A 19127-nucleotide genomic window follows, 5' to 3' on the forward strand; every position below is an offset into this window, starting at 1 on the left:
TGCCAGTGAAGAAGGGGCGTGACTTTAACGAAATGTTGTAATCCCGACAACTGGAATATGAAAGCAAGGCGCGGCGTTTGAATAGCGTTTATGCTGAAGGAGAATAAAAACAGGAGTCGCAATGTATATCCTAAGCTGGCAGCCGCCTTATGACTGGTCCTGGATGTTGGGTTTTCTCGCCGCGCGTGCGGTGAGCGGCGTCGAAACGGTTGAGCCCGCGCGTTACGTTCGCAGTCTGGCGACGGGAGAACATCGGGGACTGATCGCCGTTGTACCGGAGCACCAGACGCATACGCTGCGCGTAACCCTGAGCGCGGGCTTGTTGCCCGTCGCCGAAGAATGTCTGGCAAAAATTGAACGCCTGTTCGATCTGCGCTGTAACCCCGATCAGATTGCCGACGCGCTCGGCAGTCTGGGGGCTGCGCGACCGGGATTGCGCCTGCCCGGCTCGGTGGATGCCTTCGAACAGGGCGTAAGGGCGATACTCGGGCAACTGGTCAGCGTGGCGATGGCGGCAAAGCTGACGGCGAAAGTCGCCCGTCGTTATGGCGATGTGCTTGCCGACGCGCCGGAGTATGTCTGTTTCCCCACGCCGCAAACGCTGGCGGCGGCGGACCCATTCGCGCTTAAAGCACTGGGGATGCCGCTGAAACGCGCGGAAGCGCTGATCCATCTGGCGCGTGCGACGCTGGATGGAACGTTAGAGACGTCCGCACCGCCGGATATTGCGCTGGGGGTGAAAAACCTGCAAACCTTTCCTGGGATTGGGCGCTGGACGGCCAACTACTTCGCGCTGCGCGGCTGGCAGGCGAAAGATATCTTTTTGCCGGATGATTATCTGATTAAACAGCGGTTTTCGGGAATGACGCCCGCGCAAATCCGCCGTTATGCGGAGCGCTGGAAACCCTGGCGCTCCTACGCGTTGCTGCATATCTGGTATACGGATGGCTGGCAGCCGTCAGTTGATGGCGAAATAACTGGTGTTCAGTAACAGATCCAGCGGCTGGGCATCGGCAATGACGTCGCCGTAAATCAGATCGATGCCAATACCGGAAAGCGCATCCATGATCAGCGGCATTTGTACCGGGCCGGCAATGGTTCTGACGCCCAGCCGCTGCGCATGGCTCTGAATAATCGATACCAGCATTTCATCCATTAAATTGCCGTGAAGGCTGGCGCAGAGTTCGCTATCAAGCAACAGGTAGTCAGCCATGTGGGCGCTTAAGCAATCGAAAAGCGCCAGGTCACGGTTGACCTGGCTGAGAACAATGCGACAGCCCGCCTGACGCAGTATCTGTATCGCGGGTATGGCCTTATCGGACTCTTGCATCAGGACATGTGCCGGGATAACCAGATGCAATAAGCGCGGCGGAAGTGGGCTGCGCTCCAGTTGTTCGAGCAGTTCATCAATGAATGTTGCGCGGCTGAGTCCGGCGGCGGAAAGCGGCAGGGCGATGCTCACCCCCTTACTGGCGACGGTGGATGCCGCGTGCTGGAAAAATGTCTGAAACACGCGACGATCGAGAGCGTGGCTGAGTTCGGGATCGGTTAGCCCTGCGCGGAATGCCTGCTCCTCCATGATTTCGCCGTCGCTGGCCCACAGCCGCAGCGAGATCAGCCAAAAACCGCACGTTTCAGGGATGCGCGGCGACGCAACCCCGCGGGCGATCATCAATAGAGGGTTATCTTTGATTATGCGCCATTGTTCATCCTGAGGCGTGACTTCCCGCTCGCTGTGCGCCTGTTCCTGCTGCGCTTCGTACACGGTGACACGTCCCCGACCGTTGTTTTTAGAGGCATAGCAGGCGATATCCGCCTGGGACATCACGTCTGCCGCCAGACGATTGGCGTTATTGATTAGCGTGATTCCGGCGCTGGCGCCAATGGGGTGTTCACGGTCTTCCCACATAAAGCGGTATTCATTAATCGCGTTGACGATCCGCGTAGAAATAAAGCGCGCGCTGTCGATATTGCAATCCGGCAGCAGGAGGCCAAATTCGTCCCCGCCCAGGCGGGCCAGCATATCGCTGGAACGCAGCATACTGAGCATTAAGGCGGCCAGTTCGCGAAGCAGCGCATCGCCTGCGGCATGCCCGGCGCTGTCGTTAACGGCTTTAAAGCGGTCTAAATCAATAAAGACCAGCGCATGATGCTGGCGCGTATCGCGTACCGTAAGCAGGATTTCTTTCAGATGGCCTTCAAAACTGACCCGGTTAGCCAGGTGGGTGAGGGCGTCATGAGAGGCGCTGTAGCTGAGCTGGCGCAGCATTTTCCGCGATTCCGTGACGTCCTGAATGACCAGTACGGAGCCGATATTCCCGCCATCCAGTGTACTGAGCGGCGTAATGCTGTAATGAATGTCGTAGCGACCGCCGTTGCGACAGTGAAGCACCACATCCTGCTCAATGGCGGAACGCGACATATCCGCGCTATAGATATTTTCCATCAGCGGGCCGTTATCGCCAAAAGTGATGCGTAATACCGTCAGCAGCGGGACGCCGATCGCATGCTCCTGCTGCCAGCCGCTCATCTTTTCGGCGACAGGGTTCATAAAGGTTACGTTCATGTCGACGTCAATACAGACAACCGCTTCCCCGATGGAGTCCAGCGTAATGTGCAGGCGCTCTTTTTCCTGATACAGCGCCTCGTTAAGCTGCTTGACTTCGGTCATGTCCATGTTGATGCCAAGCAGGCGTTCCACGTCGCCGTCTTTATCCAGCACCCGGTTCGCCAGGGCGCGGATATGCCGGATGCCATCTTTTACGCCAATCCTGAATTCGAGCTTAAAGGGGAGACGTGCCGCCAGAGACTCGCGGATGATCTTTTCCGTCGGCGCGCGGTCTTCCGGCAACAGGCAGTCGTGCCAGAGTTGCCAGGTGGGTTTGATATGCGGCGGAACCTCATACAGCTCAAACATGCGCTTATCCCAACTGATCACGTCAGGCCGCAGTTCCCATTCCCAGATGCCGATACCGCCCGCTTCGTTCGCCAGCGTAATCCGCTCCATCAAGCGCTTGTTTACCCGTTCGGTATGTTTCAGGTCGTTGATATCTTCAATTTGCGCAATGAAATAGAGCGGGGTGTTGTCGCTATGGCGAACCAGTGAAACGGCCAGTAATGCCCAGACCACATCGCCGTCGCGGGTGTAATAGCGTTTCTCCATGGAATAGCTGTTGATATCGCCGCGCACCAGCATATTCAGCTGTTCAAGGTCGTTATGCAGATCCTCAGGCCAGGTAAGCTGTTGAAAGGTGAGGGCGCGCAGTTCATCCTGGCTGTAGCCCAGAAACTGACACAAAGCCTTGTTGGCCTGTAGCCATTGGCCTTCGGTGCCCACTAACGCCATGCCGATCGCGGAATATTCCATCGCGTTACGAAAGCGTAATTCGCTTTCCGTGATATTTTTTTGTTCCGCCCGAAACGCGTACATCACCATTGTCATGATGTTGACGGGCAGCAGGATCATTAAAAGCGGCAGCCAGGGAACGTTCATCATGGCGTATGTTTTGGGCGTTGACAGCAGCGCCGGGTCGGATGCCAGCATCAGCGACGTCATCATGACGGTGGCGAGGAAGATCAGAAACGCTTCCATACGCGGCAGACGTATCGCGCTCCACATCAGCAGAACGATAATGCAGGTAAAAGGCCACGGAACGTACAGCATAGAGAGCCAGCTTAGCCCCAGCGTTATCGTCAGCGTAAGCAGCGTTTCAAGCAGTAAGCGGGGATCGCGATGGCGAAGCAGGTAGCGCGGTTTAAACAGCAAGCCTAATGGCACCAGCGCCAGCGCGCCGATAGACTCGGACAGAATCCAAATCAAAAATGTTTTTACTGGCGTCCCTTCGGGCATCAGCAGCCAGAGCAGCGCGCCTCCCAGTAACGGTGGAATCACCGCGCTGCCCGTCGCCAGACGGAGCCAGTCATTCAGATTTTGTAAGGGGTTATACCAGGGCAGTAGCTTACGTAACAGGATTGCGCCGACCACCGCTTCAATAATATTGATCGCCGTCCAGCCAAAATTCAGCGAACCGGCAGGAGAAAAAACGAGTGACGCGCTTATGCTGCCGAGGGAACAGACCAGTGCGATCCCCGGCCACATCCGTCCTGCGTGGCGATAAAAACCGACCATCATGATTGACGTCGGGAACCACAGCGGCGCCAGCGGCGTATCGAAACGCGACAGTTCCAGCGAGAAGAGTGTAAAGATAAAGGTGAGCAGACCTAAACTGACGAGACGCAGTAGAGGGTGAGGCAAGGTAACTAAAACATGTTGGGTTTGTTTACTCATTACCACGTTATCCGAATAGCCCTTGCCGTCGCGGAGGGCCCGGACGCGTCAGTTTTCATTCAGGATCATGCTAGTACAAACAATTTACGATTTATACGTCAGCGGCTCATAATTTGACATCTCCGGGGGATTAATTCCGGCATAAACGAATAAATCCGGCAGCTGCTTTAAAAATAAGCATTTTAATTTGCGACAAGGAGAGATGGACGGCAATTTAGCGTTCTGTTATCTCGACTGGTATCGTGCCGCTGAAATCCCTATAATTGCCGCGTTTGACGCTTCGGCGTCGCCCTCCCTAACATCCAGGTTAATCAGGTCGCTAAATTTATGACTGTTCAGTCTCATCAGTGCGTCATTATCGGTATTGCTGGCGCATCGGCTTCCGGCAAGAGTCTTATTGCCAGTACCCTTTATCGCGAATTGCGTGAACAAGTGGGTGATGAACATATCGGTGTTATTCCCGAAGACAGCTATTACAAAGATCAAAGCCATCTGTCGATGGAAGAGCGTGTAAAAACCAACTACGACCATCCTAATGCGATGGATCACAGTTTGCTGTTCCAGCATCTGCAAGCGCTCAAGCGCGGTTCGGCGATTGAATTGCCCGTATACAGCTATGTTGAACATACCCGCATGCAGGAAACCGTTCGCGTCGAGCCCAAAAAAGTCATTATTCTCGAAGGGATTTTGCTGCTGACGGACGCGCGTTTGCGTGAAGAGATGAACTTCTCCATTTTTGTCGATACCCCGCTGGACATCTGCCTGATGCGCCGTATTAAGCGCGACGTCAACGAGCGTGGGCGTTCAATGGATTCGGTGATGGCGCAGTACCAGAAAACCGTACGCCCGATGTTCCTGCAATTTATTGAACCTTCCAAGCAATACGCCGATATTATCGTACCGCGCGGCGGTAAGAACCGCATCGCGATTGATATTCTGAAAGCGAAAATCAGTCAGTTCTTTGAATAAGCCCAGCGAATTGTGTACCGTTCAGTGATAACCTGGTTCGCCCTTGACGCGTTGAACGTTAAGGGCCTGATGCACGAAAGGAGAAAGTGCCATGCGTTTGTGTGACCGAGATATTGAAGCCTGGCTGGATGAAGGCCGCTTGTCGATCAACCCGCGTCCTCCTGTTGAGCGTATTAATGGCGCGACGGTGGATGTGCGCCTTGGCAATAAATTTCGTACATTTCGTGGCCACACGGCTGCGTTTATTGATTTAAGCGGCCCGAAGGATGAGGTCAGCGCCGCGCTGGATCGCGTGATGAGCGATGAAATCGTGCTGGATGAAGGCGACGCGTTTTATCTTCATCCGGGCGAGCTGGCGCTGGCCGTGACCTTTGAGTCCGTCACGCTGCCGCCGGATCTCGTGGGGTGGCTGGATGGCCGTTCCTCGCTGGCGCGTCTTGGGCTGATGGTGCACGTTACCGCGCACCGTATCGATCCCGGCTGGTCCGGTTGCATCGTTCTGGAGTTCTACAACTCCGGGAAATTACCGCTGGCCCTGCGCCCGGGAATGCTGATTGGCGCCCTGAGCTTTGAGCCGCTCTCCGGCCCTGCCGCACGCCCTTATAACCGTCGCCAGGATGCGAAATACCGCGATCAGCAAGGCGCTGTTGCCAGCCGGATTGACAAAGACTGAGTCTGCTCCACTGAGGATAGCATGAGACGATTTCTGACGACGCTGATGATTCTCCTGGTCGTGCTAGTGGCCGGCTTCTCGGCGTTGGTGATGTTGGTGAATCCGAATGATTTCCGCGCGTATATGGTGCAGCAGGTCGCTGCGCGTAGCGGATATCAACTGCAACTGGATGGCCCTCTGCGCTGGCACGTATGGCCTCAACTCAGCATCCTTTCTGGACGGATGGCGTTGACAGCGGAAGGCGCCAGCGAACCCCTGGTTCGGGCCGACAATATGCGTCTGGACGTTGCGCTGTGGCCGCTTCTTAGTCATCAGTTGAAGGTTGAACAGGTGATGCTCAAAGGCGCGGTCATCCAGTTGACGCCGCAGACGGAAGCGGCGCGCCGGGAAGACGCGCCTGTTGCGCCAAAAGACAATACGCTGCCGGATGTCCCGGAAGACCGTGGTTGGTCTTTTGATATCAGCAGCTTACGCGTTGCTGACAGTGTGCTGGTGTTCCAGCATGAAGACGACGAGCAAATTACGGTTCGCGATATTCGCCTGCAAATGGAGCAGGATGAACAGCATCGCGGGACGTTTGATTTTTCCGGGCGGGTGAACCGCGATCAGCGCGATCTCTCGCTCTCCTTCAACGGAACGGTCGATGCGTCTGACTATCCGCACAACTTAACGGCCGGTATCGAGCAGCTCAACTGGCAGTTGCAGGGAGCCGATTTACCGAAACAGGGTATTCAGGGCCAGGGGCAATTACAGGCGCAGTGGCAGGAAGGGCAAAAAAGGCTCTCTTTCAGTCAGCTCAGTTTAACCGCCAACGACAGCACCCTGACCGGACAGGCTCAGGTGACGCTGAGCGATGAGCCGGAATGGGCGATCGATCTGCAATTTGGCAAGCTGAATCTGGATAACCTTCTTCCGCGAAATGACGTGGCAAGCACATCCAAAAACGTGGCGCAAACGGGGCAGCAGTCGACGCGGCCGCGGCCGGTTATCGCGTCCCGCGTTGATGAACCCGCTTATCAGGGGCTAAAAGGGTTTTCTGCGGCCCTCTCTCTGCGGGCGGATAACGCGCAGTGGCGTGGCATGGCGTTTACCGACGTGTCGGCGAAAATGACGAATCAGGCCGGTTTGCTGAATATCGTCGAGTTGCAGGGGAAACTCGACGGAGGTGAGATTTCTCTGCCCGGTACGCTGGACGCGAGAGCGGCAAATCCGCGCGCCGTGTTCCAGCCGCGCCTTGAGGATGTGGAAATTGGCACGATTCTGAACGCGTTTGACTATCCCATCGCGCTGACCGGCAAAATGTCGCTGGCGGGCGATTTTTCCGGCGCAGATATTGACGCCCAGGCGTTTCGTCACAGCTGGCAAGGGCAGGCGCATGTTGAAATGCGCGACACGCGTATGGAAGGGATGAACTTCCAGCAACTGGTGCAACAGGCGGTAACGCGTAGCGGTGGCGATGTGCAGCAATCGCAGCAGAATTTTGATAACGCGACCCGTCTGGATCGCTTTGTCACCGACCTGGCGCTGGATAACGGTAAGCTCACGCTGGGCAGCATGGAAGGGCAGTCTGCAATACTGGCGGTTTCCGGTAATGGCGCGTTGAATCTTGTTGAGCAGACCTGCGACACGCAGTTTAACGTGCGCGTGCTGGGCGGCTGGACAGGTGAAAGCAAGCTGATTGATTTCCTGAAAGAGACGCCGGTTCCGCTGCGCGTATACGGTAAGTGGCAGGCGCTGAATTACAATCTCCAGGTTGACCAGATTCTGCGTAAGCATTTGCAGGATGAAGCAAAACGTCGTCTGAGCGACTGGGCGGATCGTAATAAAGAGACCCGCAACGGTAAAGACGTGAAGAAGCTGCTGGATAAGCTGTAAGCGAATCTGAATGCCGGCTGTGAAAACAGACAGCATGTGTAGGCCGGGTAAGGCGTCAGCCGCCACCCGGCATGCCGTTCTGCCTTACACCTCGTAATCTAACTCGTCATCGCTACGTAACGGAATAATCTGCACTTTCTGTACGCGGTGACTCTCAACCTGCAAGGTTTTCAACAGGTAATCTCCCACCTGAACCTCTTCTCCGGTTTTCGGCACGCGTTGCAGGTATTCCATCAACAACCCCGCGATGGTGTGGTACTCGCGTTTCTCATCCAGCGGCAGCGGAACGTACTGCACCAGATCTTCCAGCGGCATATGGCCGTTGGCGGTCCAGGAGCCGTCCGGGTTTTTCTGAATATCGTGACGGGCGTCGATCTCTTCCACTTCGTTCGGCAGATTACCGGCGATGGTTTCCATGACGTCGCTCAGGGTTACGATCCCTTCAACGGAACCAAACTCATCCACGACAAAAGCAAAATGCGTGCGGGCGTTACGGAACTGCTCCAGCGCCGGAAGCAGCGGCAGCGTTTCAGGAAACACCAGCGGTTGACGGATCAACGCCCGCAGATCGAGCGGATCGCCGCGCAGCGATTGCTGTAGCAGGTCGATGACATGCACCACGCCAAGCAACTCTTCCTGTTCGTCCTCTCCGGTCACTACCAGACGCGTATGCTGGTTTTTTTCCAGCAGGGCGCGAATTTCCTCTTCAGGCGCGTCGAGATCGATGTGCTCAATATCATGGCGCGAGGTCATGATACTGCTGACGGTGCGCTGGTTGAGGTTCAGCACTCGCTCAATCATCTGCCGCTCTTGCGGGTTGAAAATCTGGCTGTCGTCATGATCCGCCAGCATAGCGGAGGTGTCAGCATCCAGCTCGGCATCCTCCTTTTTCCCGCTAAGCAAACGCATCACCGCTTCGGTGGTGCGCTGGCGCAACGTATGGTTGGCGGATAAGAAGCGACGACGGTTGAAGATCGCCAGTTGGTTCAGCGCTTCAATCATCACCGAGAAGCCGATCGCGGCGTACAGATAGCCTTTTGGAATATGGAAGCCAAACCCTTCCGCCACCAGGCTGAAGCCGATCATCAGCAGGAAGCTGAGGCAGAGGATCACGATGGTTGGGTGGCTGTTCACAAACCGGGTCAGGGATTTACTGGCCAGCAGCATCAGGCTGATGGCGATAATCACCGCCGCCATCATCACCGCAAGGTGTTCGACCATCCCCACGGCGGTAATGACCGAGTCGAGGGAGAAGATGGCGTCCAGCACCACAATTTGCGCCACCACGCCCCAGAATTTCGCCCCTTTGCGTTGAGTGGGGTTATCGCTGTCTTTCCCCTCCAGCCGCTCGTTGAGCTCCATTGTGGCTTTAAAGAGCAGGAAGAAACCGCCAAACAGCATAATCAGATCCCGGGCGCTGAAGCTCAGGTCGCGTATGCTGAAGAGAGGCTTCGTCAGCGTGACCAGCCACGAGATAGACGCCAGCAACAGCAGGCGCATGATCATCGCTAACAGCAGCCCGGTAATGCGCGCACGATCGCGCTGCGCAGGCGGCAGTTTTTCAGCGAGGATGGCAATAAAGACCAGGTTATCAATGCCGAGGACTAACTCGATGACGATAAGCGTGACGAGTCCGGCCCAGATTGATGGATCGGCAATCCATTCCATAGTGAGAATAATACCTTTCGTTATATGACAGTTGTCACAATTCGATCATGGATAAAGCTGGCGCAAAATGCAATGACATAACGTCATTTCTCTTTCTTTTATATCAGGCTTTTATGCTGAAAACGTGGCGGAAAAATAACCATAAAGTTTCCATATGGTACGATTTTTTGAATGTGGATATATTTCGGAAATATCGCAGGTTGGGCGTTAAATATAGAATTTGTCAACATCAATAAAATCCTAAAATTATAATTTCGCCACGCTTAATATTAATCTTAAAAAGGGTGAAGTACAGGCTTGTTACCTTGCCTGCTATTACGTTAACTGCAACAATTCTTGCAGCATTAATGGTGGGCAACAAAAATATCCTGTCGCCGTCAAGCAGGCCATTACTGAGTAACTTTCTTATTTCCTGTGATGTTTCTCTGTCGCGAAGAAGAGGAAATAAAGAGGATTATAAAAACCTAAATTAATCAGTGTATTGGTAGCTAAAAAGCCAAGGGCGGTAGCGTGTCTGATAACCTGGTGACAAGTCTGAATTATTCTGTCAATAGCCTACGGATGAATCCAAATTTTTTAGGACTGATGCCAGTTAAATTTCTTTTCAATTAACTGCAATGTAAATGTGTACAGGCGAAGTCGCTATTTAAATTGCACGGGATAATTACTCTGCCAAAGTGATAAATAATCAATGATGAAATCCAAAATGAAATTGATGCCATTATTGGTGTCGGTAACCTTGATAAGTGGTTGCACAGTACTTCCGGGCAGCAATATGTCTACGATGGGTAAAGACGTGATCAAACAGCAAGACGCTGATTTTGATCTCGACCGTATGGTGAATGTCTATCCGTTGACGCCGCGCCTGGTGGAGCAATTACGACCACGTCCAAATGTGGCGCAGCCCAATATGTCACTGGACCAGGAGATCTCAAGCTACCAGTACCGCGTCGGCCCAGGCGATGTTTTGAATGTGACGGTCTGGGATCACCCGGAACTGACCACGCCCGCCGGGCAGTACCGTAGCTCCAGTGATACCGGCAACTGGGTTCAACCTGATGGCACCATGTTTTATCCCTACATCGGCAAAGTGACTGTGGTGGGCAAAACGCTGGGTGAAATTCGCAGTGATATTACCGGGCGCTTAGCGAAGTACATTGCTGACCCGCAGGTGGACGTTAATATCGCCGCTTTCCGCTCGCAGAAGGCGTATGTCTCCGGGCAGGTGAATAAATCCGGCCAGCAGGCGATCACCAACGTGCCGCTCACCGTTCTTGATGCCATCAACGCCGCAGGTGGTCTGACCGAAAACGCCGACTGGCGCAACGTCGTGCTGACGCACAATGGCCAGGAGCAGCGAATTTCTTTGCAGGCGCTGATGCAAAACGGCGATCTCAGCCAGAACCGGTTGCTCTACCCCGGCGACATCCTGTTTGTACCGCGTAATGACGATCTGAAAGTCTTCGTGATGGGTGAAGTGAAGAAACAGAGCACCCTCAAAATGGACTTCAGCGGTATGACGCTCACCGAAGCATTGGGTACAGCGGAAGGTATCGACCTGACCACCTCCAATGCCAGCGGCATCTTCGTGATTCGACCGCTGAAAGGCGAGGGCGGACGCAATGGCAAGATCGCCAATATTTATCAGCTTGATATGTCTGATGCCACCTCTCTGGTGATGGCGACGGAGTTCCGACTGCAACCTTACGATGTGGTGTACGTCACGACCGCACCGGTTGCGCGCTGGAACCGTCTGATCAATCAGTTGCTGCCGACCATCAGCGGTGTCCGTTATATGACGGATACGGCCAGCGACATTCATAACTGGTAAACGTCATGTTTAACAAAATCTTAGTTGTTTGCGTGGGGAACATTTGCCGTTCCCCGACGGCAGAGCGCTTGCTGAAAAGTTATCACCCGTCGTTAACGGTGGAGTCCGCCGGGCTGGGCGCGCTGGTGGGAAGGGGCGCCGACCGGTCGGCGGTCAGCGTGGCGGCGGCGCATAACCTCTCTCTTGAAGGTCATTGCGCCCGCCAGATCTCCGGGCGTATGTGCCGGGATTATGACCTGATTCTGGCGATGGAAAAACGCCATATCGCCAGACTGTGCGAGATGGCGCCAGAGATGCGCGGGAAAGTGATGTTGTTCGGCCACTGGGACAGCGAGCGTGAAATACCCGACCCGTATCGCAAAAGTCGCGAGGCGTTTGAAGCGGTGTACACATTACTTGAAAGGTCTGCTCGCCAATGGGCGCAGGCATTGAACGCAGAGCAGGTATAACAATGACAGAAAAAGTAAAACAGCTTGCCGCTCCGGTAACGGGCAGTGATGAAATCGATATCGGTCGCCTGGTGGGAACCGTCATTGAAGCGCGCTGGTGGGTGCTTGGCATTACGGCGGTATTTGCGCTGTGCGCGGTGATTTACACGCTATTCGCCACGCCGATTTACAGCGCCGACGCGCTGGTGCAAATCGAGCAAAATACCGGTAACTCGCTGGTGCAGGATATTGGCTCTGCGCTGCCCAATAAACCGCCGGCATCAGAAGCGGAAATTCAGCTGATTCAGTCGCGCCTGGTTCTGGGGAAAACCGTTGACGATCTCGACCTGGATATCTCCGTCACCAAAAACACCTTCCCGCTGTTTGGCGCAGGCTGGGAGCGCCTGATGGGGCGGCAGAATGAGACGGTGAAAGTGACAACGTTCACCCGCCCAAAAGAGATGGGCGAGCAGGTTTTCACGCTTAACGTGCTGAGTGACAAAACCTACGAACTGACCAGCGACGGCGGCTTTAGCGCGCGCGGTCAGGCCGGGCAACTGCTGAGTAAAGACGGCGTGACGATGATGGTGAGCGCTATCCATGCCCGCCCGGACAGTGAATTTACCGTCACTAAATTCTCCACGCTTGGGATGATCAACAATCTGCAAAACAACCTGACCGTGACGGAAAACGGCAAAGATACCGGCGTATTGAGCCTGGCCTTCACCGGTGAAGACAAGGATCAGATCCGCGATATTCTCAACAGCATCACCCGCAACTATCTCGAACAGAACGTTGAGCGGAAATCTGCGGAAGCGGCGAAAAGCCTGGCGTTCCTGGCGAAACAGTTGCCGGAAGTGCGCAGTCGCCTGGACGTCGCGGAAAACAAACTCAACGCCTTCCGTCAGGATAAAGACTCCGTGGACTTACCGCTGGAGGCCAAGGCGGTGCTGGACTCGATGGTGAATATCGACGCCCAGCTTAACGAACTGACCTTCAAAGAGGCGGAAATCTCCAAGCTGTTTACTAAAGCGCATCCGGCTTACCGCACGCTGCTGGAAAAACGTAAAGCGCTGGAAGACGAAAAAGCCAAACTGAACGGGCGGGTGACGGCAATGCCGAAAACGCAGCAGGAAATTGTGCGTCTGACGCGCGACGTCGAATCCGGTCAGCAGGTTTATATGCAACTGCTGAACAAGCAGCAGGAGCTGAAGATCACCGAGGCCAGCACCGTCGGGGATGTGCGTATTGTTGACCCGGCGATTGCCCAGCCGGGCGTGCTGAAGCCGAAAAAAGCGCTGATTATTCTTGGCAGCATTATTCTTGGCCTGATGCTCTCTATCGTCGGCGTGTTGCTGCGTTCGCTGTTTAACCGTGGGATTGAAAGTCCGCAGGTGCTCGAAGAACACGGCATCAGCGTCTATGCCAGCATTCCGCTGTCGGAGTGGCAGAAAGCGCGCGATAACGTCAAAACGATTAAGGGCGTTAAACGCTACAAACAGAGCCAGTTGCTGGCGGTGGGGAATCCAACCGATCTGGCGATTGAGGCGGTGCGTAGCCTGCGTACCAGCCTGCATTTCGCCATGATGCAGGCGCAAAACAATGTGCTGATGTTGACCGGGGTCAGCCCGTCTATCGGCAAAACCTTTGTCTGCGCCAACCTGGCGGCGGTCATCAGCCAGACCAACAAACGCGTGCTGCTGATCGACTGCGATATGCGTAAAGGCTATACCCACGAGCTGCTGGGCACCAACAACGTGAATGGTTTGTCCGACATTCTGGTGGGCAAAGGGGATATCGCCTCCTGCGCCAAACCCACCTCCATCCCGCATTTCGATCTGGTGCCGCGCGGACAGGTGCCGCCTAACCCGTCGGAACTGCTGATGAGCGAGCGCTTTGGCGAACTGATTGCCTGGGCCAGCGCGCACTATGACCTGGTCTTAATCGATACGCCGCCGATTCTGGCGGTGACCGATGCGGCGATCGTTGGACGGCATGTCGGCACTACGCTGATGGTGGCGCGTTACGCCGTTAACACATTAAAAGAGGTGGAAACCAGCCTGAGCCGCTTTGAGCAGAACGGCATTCCGGTAAAAGGCGTAATCCTCAACTCCATCTTCCGACGGGCGACCGGTTATCAGGATTACGGTTACTACGAGTACGAATACAAGTCGGATTCAAAATAATAAGTCGCCTGATGACGCTGCGCTTATCAGGCCTACAGGGCCGACAAAATTGCTGGTAACTGTAGGCCGGATAAGGTGTTTACGCCGCCATCCGACACTATCCGGGGAATGAGAATGACAATAGACAACCCACTGATTTCGATCTACATGCCAACCTGGAATCGGCAGCAACTGGCGATTCGCGCGATTAAATCGGTGCTGCGCCAGGACTATACCCACTGGGAAATGATCATTGTGGATGACTGCTCCTCATCGTATGAGCAGTTGCAGCAGTTTGTTGAAGGGTTAAACGACCCGCGCGTGCGCTACACCCACAATGCGATCAATTCCGGCGCCTGCGCGGTGCGTAATCAGGCCATTATGCAGGCGAAAGGGCAGTACATCACCGGGATCGATGATGATGATGAATGGACGCCGAACCGTCTGAGCGTGTTCCTTGAACATAAGCATCAGCTGGTAACGCACGCGTTTTTATATGCCAATGACTATGTCTGTGAAGGCGAGGTTTACTCGCAGCCGGCCAGTCTGCCGCTGTACCCGAAGTCGCCGTACTCACGCCGTCTTTTTTATAAACGCAATATCATTGGCAATCAGGTCTTTACCTGGGCCTGGCGTTTTAAAGAGTGCCTGTTTGATACCGAACTGAAAGCCGCGCAGGACTACGATATTTTCCTGCGTATGGTGGTTGAGTACGGCGAACCGTGGAAAGTGGAAGAGGCGACGCAGATTCTGCACATCAATCACGGTGAAATGCAGATCACCTCCTCGCCGAAAAAATTCTCCGGCTACTTTCATTTCTACCGCAAGCATAAAGACAAATTCGACCGCGCCAGCAAAAAGTATCAGCTGTTTACGCTGTACCAGATCCGCAATAAGCGAATGACCTGGCGCACGTTGCTGACGCTGTTTTCTGTGCGTAACGGCAAACGCCTGGCTGACGGACTGCGGGGGCGTTAAGGATGCTGGAGGATCTACGCGCAAACAGCTGGAGTCTGCGCCCGTGCTGCATGGTGCTGGACTACCGCGTCGCCCATTTTTGTTCCGTCTGGCGCAAAAAAAATGTGCTGAATAACCTGTGGGCCGCGCCGGTGCTGGTGCTGTACCGTCTGATGACCGAATGCCTGTTTGGTTACGAAATTCAGGCCGCCGCAACCATCGGCCGACGTTTCACCATCCATCACGGTTATGCTGTCGTGATCAATAAGCATGTCGTCGCGGGCGACGACTTCACCGTGCGTCATGGCGTCACCATCGGCAACCGGGGCGGCGACAGCCTGGCGTGCCCGGTCATTGGTAACGGCGTTGAGCTGGGCGCTAACGTCATTTTGCTGGGGGATATCACCATCGGCAATAACGTGACTATCGGGGCGGGCAGCGTGGTGCTCGACACGGTTCCCGATAACGCGCTGGTAGTGGGAGAGAAGGCGCGAGTGAAGGTAATTAAATGAATATTCTGCAATTTAATGTTCGACTGGCGGAAGGCGGCGCGGCGGGCGTGGCATTAGACCTGCACCTGCGCGCGCTACAAAAAGGCCTGACCTCGCACTTTGTCTATGGCTATGGCAAAGGCGGGAAGAAAAGCGTCAGCCACAGCAACTATCCGCATGTGATTAAACAGACGCCGCGTCTGACATCGGTCGCCAATATCGCGCTGTTTCGTCTGTTTAACCGCGACCTCTTTGGCAATCTCGATAACCTGTACCGCAAAGTGACCCGGACACCCGGCCCGCTGGTGCTGCATTTTCATGTGCTGCATAGCTACTGGCTGAATCTGGCGGAGGTTGTCGCTTTCTGCGAGAAGGTGAAAAACCATAAGCCGGACGTGAGGCTGGTCTGGACGCTGCACGATCACTGGAGCGTGACCGGACGCTGTGCCTTTACCGACGGTTGTGAAGGCTGGAAAAGCGGCTGTCAGAAATGCCCGACGCTGACCAATTATCCGCCGGTAAAAGTGGACAGAGCGCACCAGCTGGTGGTGGGCAAGCGGCAGCTGTTTCAGCAGATGCTCTCGCTGGGCTGTCAGTTTATCTCGCCCAGCCAGCATGTGGCGGAGGCGTTTAACAGCCTGTACGGGGCAGGGCGTTGTCGCATTATCAATAATGGCATTGATGTGGCGACCGAAGCGATTCTGTCCGAACTGTCGCCGGTGAGCGAGCGCCAGGGCAAACCGAAAATTGCCGTGGTGGCGCACGATCTGCGCTATGACGGCAAAACAAACCAGCAACTGGTGCGCGACATGATGGCGGCAGGCAACAACATTGAGCTGCACACCTTCGGTAAGTTTTCCCCCTTCGACGGTGAGAACGTGGTGAATCACGGCTTTGAAACCGATAAACGCAAGCTGATGAGCGCCCTTAACCAGATGGATGCGCTGGTGTTCAGCTCCCGGGTCGATAATTACCCGCTGATATTGTGTGAAGCGTTATCTATCGGCGTGCCGGTGATCGCCACGCACAGCGACGCGGCGCAGGAGGTACTGGCAAAATCGGGCGGGCGAACGTTCAGTGAAGATGAGGTGCTTAACCTGGTGCAGATGAGCAAATCCGACATTGCTCAGGCCGTATTTGGCGCCTCGCTGGAGGTCTTTTGCAAGCGTAGCCGCACCGCATACAGCGGACAACAGATGCTGGAGGAGTATGTCTCGTTCTATCAGAATCTGTAGTTACCTGCTGCTGCCGCTGATCTACCTGCTGGTCAACGTCAAAATTGCCCAACTGGGCGAAAGCTTCCCCATCACCATCGTCACCTTTTTACCCGTTTTGCTGTTGTTGTTCATTGAGCGCATCAGCATTAAAAAATTGATGATTGCGCTGGGCGTGGGGGCAGGGCTGACGGCGTTTAACTACCTGTTCGGTCAGTCGCTGGATGCCAGCAAATATGTCACCTCGACGATGCTGTTTGTTTACATCGTCATCATTATCGGCATGGTGTGGAGTATTCGCTTTAAAACCGTTTCCCCGCATAACTACCGCAAGATATTACGTTTTTTCTATATGGTGGTGGCGTTTGTGGTGGCGCTGGCGGCAGTTGAGATGGCGCAGATCATTCTCACCGGCGGCAGCAGCTTAATGGAAGGAATTTCGAAATATCTTATTTACAGTAATAGCTATGTGCTGAATTTTATTAAATTTGGCGGTAAGCGAACCACTGCGCTCTATTTTGAACCGGCGTTTTTTGCTCTGGCGTTAATCTCAATTTGGCTCAGCATCAAACAGTTTGGTATCAAAACCCCTAAGACCGATGCTATGATTCTGGCAGGGATAATATTATCAGGATCATTTTCAGGGGTAATGACCTTTATCCTGTTTTACTTACTGGAGTGGGCATTTCAGTATCTGAATAAGGATGCGATAAGGAAAAAATTGCCACTGGCGATTATTTCGTTGGGCGTATTTTTAGTCGGTGTGGTTTTTGCATTTCCTTATATCGCTGAACGTCTTGGAGATTTAGGAACGGAAGGCTCATCATCGTATTATCGTATCGTTGGGCCATTAGTGATGGTCGGTTATTCGTTAACCCATATTGATGGCGTAGTCAGATTTGGCTCACTTTATGAATATGTCGCATCATTCGGAATTTTTAACGGTGCGGATGTCGGGAAAACAATAGACAATGGCCTGTATCTGCTGATTATTTATTTCTCATGGTTCGCGGTGTTATTGACCGCATGGTACATGTGGAAAATCTTAAAAATGACGCTGAATGCGTTTGGCGATAATCAGAATTTTCGGGTGCAGCTTTATCTCTTTACGCCGGTATCGTTGTTTTTTACCGGTTCGATATTTAGCCCGGAATATGCATTTTTAATCGTTTGTCCTTTTATTTTGCGCAAAGCGCTAAATATTACGAATTCATGACGAGGTGGTTTTATGTTACTTAGCGTCGTTACTGTCGCCTTTCGTAATTACGACGGCGTGGTAAACACCTGGCGCTCGCTGCGCAACCTGGCGCGCGATCCCAGCCTGACCTTTGAATGGATTGTTGTGGACGGCGGTTCGGATGACGGCACCGCCCAGTTTCTGGAAAAACTCAACGGTGAGTTTAACTTACGCTTCGTAAGTGAAAAGGATCGCGGCATTTACGACGCGATGAACAAAGGCATTGCGATGGCGCAAGGGCGCTATACTCTTTTCCTCAATTCCGGCGATGTGTTTCATGAAGATGTCACCGATTTTGTCCGTCAACTGGGGCGAAAAAATGATGACGCGATGTACATTGGCGACGCGTTGCTGGATTTTGGTGAAGGAAATAAAACCCGACGAAGCGCCAAACATGGCTGGTATATCTACCACAGCTTACCCGCCAGCCATCAGGCTATTTTCTTCCCGACCGCAGGGCTGAAAAAACATCCATACGATCTGCAATATAAGGTGTCATCTGATTACGCGCTGGCGGCCAGTCTTTATAAATCAGGCTATCCTTTCCGTCGAATCAAAGGGTTGGTGTCTGAATTTTCTATGGGCGGCGTGTCAACCTCAAACAATCTGGAATTATGCCGGGATGCAAAAAACGTGCAGCGTAAAATATTACGTGTCCCCGGGTTCTGGGCGGAATTATCTTATTTATTACGTCTGAAAACGACAGGCAAAGCAAAAGCCTTATATAACAAAACCTGAATATAAGGAAAAATGATGCAGGATTTAAGCGGCTTCTCGGTGCCGAAAGGGTTCCGGGGCGGCAATGCAATAAAAGTGCAATTATGGTGGGCGGTGCAGGCGACGTTATTTAGCTGGTCGCCGCAGGTGATGTATCGCTGGCGCGCATTTTTATTACGGATGTTTGGCGCAAAAATAGGAAAAAACGCAGTCATCCGACCTTCTGTAAAAATTACGTATCCGTGGAAATTGACGTTAGGTGATTACGCCTGGGTCGGCGATGACGCCGTTTTATATACGCTGGGTAACATTACGATTGGCGCACATTCTGTTATTTCGCAGAAAAGCTATTTATGTACCGGCAGTCATGATTATGCCAGCGCCAATTTTGATATTAACGCCACGCCAATTGTGATTGGCGAGAAATGCTGGCTGGCGACGGATGTCTTTGTCGCTCCCGGCGTAACGATAGGCGACGGCACCGTCGTTGGTGCGCGAAGCAGTGTTTTTAAATCGCTACCGGCAAACACAATCTGCCGTGGCAATCCCGCAGTGGTAACGCGCGAGCGCGTTGAGAAAGTTACTCCCTAACGGGACTATTTGAGGAAAATAAA

15 protein-coding genes are annotated in these 19127 nt (G+C 53.7%); 13 read left to right on the top strand and 2 right to left on the bottom strand.

The features are described 5' to 3' along the window. The first annotated feature begins 121 nt into the window (after positions 1–121). Positions 122–991 carry a DNA-3-methyladenine glycosylase 2 gene (alkA, locus tag OGV67_RS06805; RefSeq protein ID WP_104868465.1) on the top strand — a complete coding sequence of 290 codons (870 nt, stop codon included), beginning with the start codon at positions 122–124 and terminating at the stop codon, positions 989–991. On the opposite strand, the gene OGV67_RS06810 is transcribed toward alkA, so the two are convergent. Further along, positions 959–4288, bottom strand: coding sequence for a diguanylate cyclase (locus OGV67_RS06810; RefSeq protein WP_115614701.1), 3330 nt, complete (start codon positions 4286–4288; stop codon positions 959–961). The two genes, alkA and OGV67_RS06810, sit on opposite strands and share 33 nt — an antisense overlap. A 327-nt stretch (positions 4289–4615) precedes the next feature. Between OGV67_RS06810 and udk the strand changes: the two genes are divergently transcribed. The 3 genes from udk (at position 4616) to asmA (ending at position 7805) form a co-directional block, all read left to right on the top strand. Continuing rightward, positions 4616–5257 carry a uridine kinase gene (gene udk / locus OGV67_RS06815; protein ID WP_024130192.1) on the top strand — a complete coding sequence of 214 codons (642 nt, stop codon included), beginning with the start codon at positions 4616–4618 and terminating at the stop codon, positions 5255–5257. Between the two features lie 91 nt (positions 5258–5348). After that, positions 5349–5930, top strand: a complete 582-nt coding sequence (gene dcd, locus OGV67_RS06820; RefSeq protein WP_012131692.1) for a dCTP deaminase — start codon at positions 5349–5351, stop codon at positions 5928–5930. A gap of 21 nt (positions 5931–5951) precedes the next feature. Then, positions 5952–7805, top strand: a complete 1854-nt coding sequence (gene asmA / locus OGV67_RS06825) for an outer membrane assembly protein AsmA (RefSeq protein WP_114647336.1) — start codon at positions 5952–5954, stop codon at positions 7803–7805. 84 nt (positions 7806–7889) lie between these two features. Here the strand turns inward: asmA and OGV67_RS06830 are convergent, their stop codons facing one another. After that, a complete protein-coding gene (locus OGV67_RS06830) occupies positions 7890–9473 on the bottom strand; it encodes a TerC family protein (protein WP_058669389.1) in 1584 nt (527 codons plus the stop codon). Between the two features lie 691 nt (positions 9474–10164). Here OGV67_RS06830 and OGV67_RS06835 point away from each other — a divergent pair. The 9 genes from OGV67_RS06835 (at position 10165) to wcaF (ending at position 19104) form a co-directional block, all read left to right on the top strand. Continuing rightward, entirely contained in the window at positions 10165–11304 is a 1140-nt protein-coding gene (locus tag OGV67_RS06835; protein ID WP_012131699.1) for a polysaccharide export protein, read from the top strand. A gap of 5 nt (positions 11305–11309) precedes the next feature. Continuing rightward, entirely contained in the window at positions 11310–11753 is a 444-nt protein-coding gene (wzb, locus tag OGV67_RS06840) for a low molecular weight protein-tyrosine-phosphatase Wzb (RefSeq protein ID WP_012131700.1), read from the top strand. Between the two features lie 2 nt (positions 11754–11755). Beyond that, a complete protein-coding gene (wzc, locus tag OGV67_RS06845) occupies positions 11756–13918 on the top strand; it encodes a tyrosine-protein kinase Wzc (protein WP_286465137.1) in 2163 nt (720 codons plus the stop codon). Between the two features lie 114 nt (positions 13919–14032). Next, the gene (gene wcaA, locus OGV67_RS06850; protein ID WP_024130193.1) at positions 14033–14875 is read left to right on the top strand and encodes a colanic acid biosynthesis glycosyltransferase WcaA; all 843 of its coding nucleotides are present in this window, start codon (positions 14033–14035) and stop codon (positions 14873–14875) included. A gap of 2 nt (positions 14876–14877) precedes the next feature. After that, the gene (wcaB, locus tag OGV67_RS06855; protein ID WP_286465139.1) at positions 14878–15366 is read left to right on the top strand and encodes a colanic acid biosynthesis acetyltransferase WcaB; all 489 of its coding nucleotides are present in this window, start codon (positions 14878–14880) and stop codon (positions 15364–15366) included. Continuing rightward, positions 15363–16580 (top strand): colanic acid biosynthesis glycosyltransferase WcaC, encoded by a 1218-nt coding sequence (gene wcaC / locus OGV67_RS06860; protein WP_115614702.1) that lies wholly within the window; start codon positions 15363–15365, stop codon positions 16578–16580. Before wcaB ends, wcaC begins: the two co-directional genes overlap by 4 nt. Beyond that, positions 16555–17775, top strand: a complete 1221-nt coding sequence (wcaD, locus tag OGV67_RS06865; RefSeq protein ID WP_012131705.1) for a colanic acid polymerase WcaD — start codon at positions 16555–16557, stop codon at positions 17773–17775. The genes wcaC and wcaD overlap by 26 nt, the downstream gene beginning before the upstream one ends. Before the next feature lie 12 nt (positions 17776–17787). Further along, positions 17788–18534 carry a colanic acid biosynthesis glycosyltransferase WcaE gene (wcaE, locus tag OGV67_RS06870; RefSeq protein ID WP_115614703.1) on the top strand — a complete coding sequence of 249 codons (747 nt, stop codon included), beginning with the start codon at positions 17788–17790 and terminating at the stop codon, positions 18532–18534. Between the two features lie 15 nt (positions 18535–18549). Further along, entirely contained in the window at positions 18550–19104 is a 555-nt protein-coding gene (gene wcaF, locus OGV67_RS06875; RefSeq protein WP_286465144.1) for a colanic acid biosynthesis acetyltransferase WcaF, read from the top strand. Positions 19105–19127: the final 23 nt, after the last annotated feature.

The sequence above is a fragment of the Citrobacter sp. CK188 genome (assembly GCF_030333525.1).
GTDB lineage: Bacteria > Pseudomonadota > Gammaproteobacteria > Enterobacterales > Enterobacteriaceae > Citrobacter_B > Citrobacter_B koseri.

Coding starts and splice junctions, on each gene's coding strand:
- alkA (WP_104868465.1), top strand. CDS start 122: ATGTATATCCTAAGCTGGCAGCCGCCTTATGACTGGTCCTGGATGTTG.
- OGV67_RS06810 (WP_115614701.1), bottom strand. CDS start 4,288: ATGAGTAAACAAACCCAACATGTTTTAGTTACCTTGCCTCACCCTCTA.
- udk (WP_024130192.1), top strand. CDS start 4,616: ATGACTGTTCAGTCTCATCAGTGCGTCATTATCGGTATTGCTGGCGCA.
- dcd (WP_012131692.1), top strand. CDS start 5,349: ATGCGTTTGTGTGACCGAGATATTGAAGCCTGGCTGGATGAAGGCCGC.
- asmA (WP_114647336.1), top strand. CDS start 5,952: ATGAGACGATTTCTGACGACGCTGATGATTCTCCTGGTCGTGCTAGTG.
- OGV67_RS06830 (WP_058669389.1), bottom strand. CDS start 9,473: ATGGAATGGATTGCCGATCCATCAATCTGGGCCGGACTCGTCACGCTT.
- OGV67_RS06835 (WP_012131699.1), top strand. CDS start 10,165: ATGATGAAATCCAAAATGAAATTGATGCCATTATTGGTGTCGGTAACC.
- wzb (WP_012131700.1), top strand. CDS start 11,310: ATGTTTAACAAAATCTTAGTTGTTTGCGTGGGGAACATTTGCCGTTCC.
- wzc (WP_286465137.1), top strand. CDS start 11,756: ATGACAGAAAAAGTAAAACAGCTTGCCGCTCCGGTAACGGGCAGTGAT.
- wcaA (WP_024130193.1), top strand. CDS start 14,033: ATGACAATAGACAACCCACTGATTTCGATCTACATGCCAACCTGGAAT.
- wcaB (WP_286465139.1), top strand. CDS start 14,878: ATGCTGGAGGATCTACGCGCAAACAGCTGGAGTCTGCGCCCGTGCTGC.
- wcaC (WP_115614702.1), top strand. CDS start 15,363: ATGAATATTCTGCAATTTAATGTTCGACTGGCGGAAGGCGGCGCGGCG.
- wcaD (WP_012131705.1), top strand. CDS start 16,555: ATGTCTCGTTCTATCAGAATCTGTAGTTACCTGCTGCTGCCGCTGATC.
- wcaE (WP_115614703.1), top strand. CDS start 17,788: ATGTTACTTAGCGTCGTTACTGTCGCCTTTCGTAATTACGACGGCGTG.
- wcaF (WP_286465144.1), top strand. CDS start 18,550: ATGCAGGATTTAAGCGGCTTCTCGGTGCCGAAAGGGTTCCGGGGCGGC.